7 protein-coding genes are annotated in these 4,634 nt (G+C 55.7%); 6 read left to right on the top strand and 1 reads right to left on the bottom strand.

Annotation, left to right across the window (positions count from 1 at the left end; translation table 11 throughout):
- Positions 1-852: 852 nt before the first annotated feature.
- The 6 genes from BQ17_RS08595 (at position 853) to cbiB (ending at position 3,818) form a co-directional block, all read left to right on the top strand.
- Positions 853-1,080 (top strand): hypothetical protein, encoded by a 228-nt coding sequence (locus tag BQ17_RS08595; RefSeq protein WP_089726162.1) that lies wholly within the window; start codon positions 853-855, stop codon positions 1,078-1,080.
- 235 nt (positions 1,081-1,315) lie between these two features.
- Positions 1,316-1,609 carry a BrnT family toxin gene (locus BQ17_RS08590; protein ID WP_089726160.1) on the top strand — a complete coding sequence of 98 codons (294 nt, stop codon included), beginning with the start codon at positions 1,316-1,318 and terminating at the stop codon, positions 1,607-1,609.
- Entirely contained in the window at positions 1,606-1,815 is a 210-nt protein-coding gene (locus tag BQ17_RS08585; RefSeq protein WP_089726158.1) for a hypothetical protein, read from the top strand. Before BQ17_RS08590 ends, BQ17_RS08585 begins: the two co-directional genes overlap by 4 nt.
- A 694-nt stretch (positions 1,816-2,509) precedes the next feature.
- Entirely contained in the window at positions 2,510-2,707 is a 198-nt protein-coding gene (locus BQ17_RS20530; RefSeq protein ID WP_141699177.1) for a hypothetical protein, read from the top strand.
- Positions 2,683-2,838, top strand: coding sequence for a hypothetical protein (locus BQ17_RS21665; protein WP_176722354.1), 156 nt, complete (start codon positions 2,683-2,685; stop codon positions 2,836-2,838). Before BQ17_RS20530 ends, BQ17_RS21665 begins: the two co-directional genes overlap by 25 nt.
- Positions 2,829-3,818, top strand: a complete 990-nt coding sequence (cbiB, locus tag BQ17_RS08575; protein WP_089726155.1) for an adenosylcobinamide-phosphate synthase CbiB — start codon at positions 2,829-2,831, stop codon at positions 3,816-3,818. The genes BQ17_RS21665 and cbiB overlap by 10 nt, the downstream gene beginning before the upstream one ends.
- 201 nt (positions 3,819-4,019) lie before the next feature.
- Here cbiB and BQ17_RS20525 read toward each other — a convergent pair whose 3' ends face one another.
- Entirely contained in the window at positions 4,020-4,295 is a 276-nt protein-coding gene (locus BQ17_RS20525; RefSeq protein WP_141699176.1) for a hypothetical protein, read from the bottom strand.
- Positions 4,296-4,634: the final 339 nt, after the last annotated feature.

Raw genomic sequence — 4,634 nt, 5'->3', positions numbered from 1 at the left:
CAGACCATGAAAAGCTGGTACCAAAAACAACCCAATCTGTTCAAAAAACGTGTCTATAATCTGGCGGGACTTGACAGATAAAGAAGTAAAAAACTTTGGCTCTTTATGGATTCCGGACTGCTTTGGAGTGCGCCGGCAAAGCGGCGCGTCTGAATCAAACCTAGACAACGGGGATACCAGCGGCGTTTGCCGGAAATCCGGGCACTTAAGGTTTCACCCGCGCCGCGGCGACGGCGCTTTCCCCTGGCCACAGCGCCCTTACTTGGAACAGAGGTGTCGCCAAATCCAAAGCGGGGGCGGGCTTGTGCCCCTTGGCCGACCCCCCGGTTATGCCAAGCGCTGTCGGTTCCGGTAAGCACTGGGGCAAGGTTGCCGCCGCACTCCAAAACGTCCGGTGGTACCCTTCCATGATCCCTGACAGTCCGGAATCCATAAAGAGCCAAACTTTTTTATCAATAAACTGCGTGTAACCGAACGTCCATATTCCTTAAACGAAATCGTTAACTCGCTGCTGAAGAAAGACATAGAAATATCCAGTCGATTAACGAATCAGCGCAAGGACCGTAGGCTGGGGTGAGGAACGAACCCCAGCTTCTTTCGGTATACGAGAATGGGAATGCCGGGGTTCGCAAGCTCACCCCAGCCTACGAGCTGCCGACATCCTGTCCACAGGGATGCACCGAGTTGGTACCGCCGAGATAGGTGATGCGGTGGTGATGGCGATGGGTGATCGGGTTTGAACTACCCAGATCCAGAGGAAAGGAACATGTAACCCGGCCGGAGTATCACCCAACAATGAACTCCACTATAAAGGCACCTTGAATTTCCCAAGGTGCTCAAGGAGAAATAGAAGTGCCGGAAATCGATAAAATCAAAGAAGAAATAGGCTGGCTGAAAGTGGTATTCGGCTTATTGGTAGCTGTTGATATTTCACTCATCGGCTGGACAGCGCAAAACTTTGCCAAAACCTCCACTCTGCAGCTATCTTTGGCGACATTTCTGGTCGCTTTGATTACTTGGGGTATTATTGCAGTTAACCGCCGTGCCTATAGAAAAATCGATGAATTAGGAGATTTATGATGGGTGAACTGATTGTTACTCTCATGCTGCTGATCTTCATTGTCGGTATAGCCATAGTCATCAAGGATGTACTCGACCATGCGAAGAAATAGGGCATAAACCGAGAGATGTGGGAACGAGCCAATACTTGTAGGGGCGGAAATTTTTTCGCTCCTACGAATGCGGTTATGGAAATTCTTCTGATATTCATCACGGATGATATTCACCACAGATATCGGGAGAATATAATCACATCATGAAATTTGAATGGGATGTTAAGAAAGAAAAAACGAACATTCAGAAACATGGGGTTAGGTTTGAACAGGCTGCTTATGTTTTTGCCGATCCTTTTGCGCTGAACAAATACGATGCGGAACATTCGCATGCAGAGGATAGGTGGATAATATTGGGGAAATCGTTGAACGAAGTTATTCTCGTTGTTGTCCATATGCTCAGAGATGATGAGGGTACTGAGCTTGTAAGAATCATCAGTGCTAGAAAGGCAACTAAATGCGAGCAATTGGTATACCAAAAAAGGCGCCCACAATGAAAGACGAGTATGATTTTACCGATGCCGAACAGGGAAAGTTCTATAGACCATTGGAAGAGCTGGACATACCTATCTATTTGGATAAAGAAGTAAAAAACTTTTTTATCAATAAATTGCGTACAACCGAACGTCCATATTCCTTAAACGAAATCGTTAACTCGCTGTTAAAGAAAGACATAGAAATATCCAGTCAACTAACGAATTAGACCGTAGGCTGGGGTGAGGAACGAACCCCAGCTTCTTTCAGTATACGAGAATGGGAATGCCGGGGTTCGCAAGCTCACCCCAGCCTACGAGCTGACACCCTATCCGAAACGGGAAGCAGGATAGGATTCAATGCCGTTAAGTCAAGCGTCACCGGTGCCGTTTGTGATTGATCGCTGTTTTTCATTCGCCCTCTCCCCAACCCCTCTCCCACCGGGAGGGTGTCGTAAAAGGTGACGCCCGACGCGGTCTTTCTCGTTCCCACACGCCGCGTGGGAACGCGGAAGCTCCGCGCCGCGGAGAGAATCGGGCTGTGTCCACCATGCGTATACCCGGGAACTAAACCTGCCAGTTGTCCGGCGTTATCTGGTGCGGCCCAGAAGGCGTCTGCTCTGACCGTTGCCGACAGCTGCTCATTGGGTCCGTAAGCCGTCTGAAAGACGGCGCTCCCAGCCGGCCTGGGACCGCCGACATTTTGTCGGCTCCCGCGACCACCGATATTTCGTTGGCCCTTCTGGCTAGCGGCTAGAACCTGAATGCCGAGTTGCTGGTCCAAATGGTCATCAGTCATGCTTATTTTTCTCGTTCCCATGCACTGCCTGGGAACCAGAGACCGAGAGAGGGGCTTTGAGGCTTAACTTAATGGCATTGGGATAGAGAGCTTACGTTCCGAAGCCTCCGCGACCGGGATCCGGGATGCTGCTGCACGAGAACAATGACTTCACCCTGGAGCGCGACGGGCGCTTTCTGTGCGCCACCCTCAAACGCCCGCATTGGGTCCTGAGCAATTGCCACGTCAACGGCGGTCTACGCGAAGACCTCACCCCATCGAACGCAAAGGGGAAGGCCACGGTGGCACCAGCGTCACCATGGTCTTCATCAAAGCGCTCCTAGCGGCGGCGGTTGCGGTCCAACCCGATCGCTGCGCCGAATTCCGCAACGACCTGCAAACGCAGCAGGAACGCGATTCCGGCAGCCTTGCAACCCTGGCCGTGATCCGCGGCTTCTCTGCCAAATGGAGCTGATTCCCCACCTGGCGCTGGTGTTGGCCGCCTGTGTGGCCGACGGTCTGTTTGGGGATCCGGTGTATAAACTGCACCCGATCCGGCTCTTGGGGGCTTGGAGTCTGCTGTGGGAGAAGCTCCTCCTCGCCGGCGGCCTCAACGGCCACCTCGGCGGCATCATCCACTGGGCCCTGGTCGTGGGCGCGGCACTGCTGGCCTGGTGGGCGCTTCATCGCCTGCTCGTGCTCTGGCACCCTTGGGCGGCCTGGGCTTGGGATGCCTGCATCGCCTACAGTCTGCTCTGCCTGCGCGATCTGCTGGCGCACGGTCGCCGGGTCCTGACCAGCCTGGGTGATCTGCCGGAAGCTAGGCGCCAGGTCGCCATGCTGGTCGGCCGCGATACCCAACGGTTAGACCCTGGCGGTGTCGTCCGCGCGACCATCGAGAGTCTGTCGGAGAATCTCACCGATGGGGTGCTGACGCCGCTGTGGGCACTGTGCCTGTTCGGCCTGCCGGGGTTGATCTTGGTCAAGGCGGTCTCCAGCCTCGATTCCATGGTCGGCTACCGCAACGAACGCTACTGTCGCTTCGGCTGGGCCGCCGCCCGTTCGGACGATCTGGTCCACTGGCTGCCGGCGCGGCTGTCGGTACCCCTGATCGCCCTGGCCGCGGTCTTGCTGCGCCTGCACCCGCGGCTGGCCTTCAGTGCTGCCCGGCGCTGGCACCGGATGCTGGCGAGCCCCAATTCGGGTTGGAGCGAGGCCGCCTGCGCGGGTGCCCTGCGGGTGCGCCTGATCGGCCCCATCAGCTATCAGGGAAGGGGCGTCAACGAGGCATTCATGGGTGACGAGGACTGGCCGGCTAACCTCGAGGGCAGTCACCTTGACCAGGCCTTACGCCTGACTCTTGTCTGCGGTCTCCTGGCCCTGGCATTCGGCCTCGGTCTCATCCTTTGTGTCCACCTGCTTTGGCCCTGGATGTGGAATTCCCGACCCTGGTAAGGGGGCTGCTCAGAGGCTGTCTAAAAACCAACTCATTAGATTTTGCTTGATATGGCGTGACCAATCCGATCGCAATAAAGCCCTTGATCCCCCCTCTCCCCCAAGGGCGCGAGGGAGCTAACCGGGCAAGTTCTTAGACAGTCTCTCAGGCTCCGGGGTAGCGGTTAAATTCGAGTGGCATGGCTGGTGCGACCTAATTATTCAGACCCGCCGTTTAACCATTACCCCCACCCCAGGGTAACCGAAAGATAAACACTGCTGAAACAATCGCTTGGCATGAAAGCGAATCGGGTAGGTTGGGCCAAGGCGCGCTGCCGAGCCGGCGTTCGAGCCCAGGGTCCATAGCGCGCCGTGCCCAACAGATGGATCGATGGGCACGCTGCGCTTGGTGCATCCTAACCAGCCGCCGCGGTGCGGAAACCGATGCGGAATGACCGAAACCTTGAGTTCAGTTTGATAGACGCTTGCTTTGCCCATCCTACGGGCGTTGCCCAACCGCCTGCCGTGAGCTGGGATCTTCGGGTGCCGAAACCGGCGCACGCAATGCGATACAGGTCGTTCATGTTCCGGTTCGGATGCCTAAGAGGCTGTCTAAAAATTAAGATACTGATTTTAGGGTATAAAATCTGAAAATTTCGCGCTCGTTCCCACGCTCCAGCGCCTGCCTGTGCGTCCCTGCACGCAGACAGGTGGGAACGCCGTCTTGTCCGCTCCAGCGGACGCAGCTTCTCCGTGCTGATAGGCGTTGGCGGTTAGCCTACCAGGCGCTTAATCGACGCTGGAGCGTCAGATCCCTCCTCCGTCGGGACCAGGTCT

It is taken from the genome of Candidatus Thiosymbion oneisti (assembly GCF_900092655.1).
Classification (GTDB): domain Bacteria; phylum Pseudomonadota; class Gammaproteobacteria; order Chromatiales; family Chromatiaceae; genus Thiosymbion; species Thiosymbion oneisti.
Note: the sequence above shows the minus strand (reverse complement) of the source record. Positions and strands in the feature narration are given on the sequence as shown.

Excerpts from the sequence above, each read along its gene's own strand:
- BQ17_RS08590 (WP_089726160.1), top strand. The coding sequence starts at position 1,316 with ATGAAATTTGAATGGGATGTTAAGAAAGAAAAAACGAACATTCAGAAA.
- BQ17_RS20525 (WP_141699176.1), bottom strand. The coding sequence starts at position 4,295 with ATGGGCAAAGCAAGCGTCTATCAAACTGAACTCAAGGTTTCGGTCATT.
- BQ17_RS20530 (WP_141699177.1), top strand. The coding sequence starts at position 2,510 with ATGCTGCTGCACGAGAACAATGACTTCACCCTGGAGCGCGACGGGCGC.
- BQ17_RS21665 (WP_176722354.1), top strand. The coding sequence starts at position 2,683 with ATGGTCTTCATCAAAGCGCTCCTAGCGGCGGCGGTTGCGGTCCAACCC.
- cbiB (WP_089726155.1), top strand. The coding sequence starts at position 2,829 with ATGGAGCTGATTCCCCACCTGGCGCTGGTGTTGGCCGCCTGTGTGGCC.
- BQ17_RS08585 (WP_089726158.1), top strand. The coding sequence starts at position 1,606 with ATGAAAGACGAGTATGATTTTACCGATGCCGAACAGGGAAAGTTCTAT.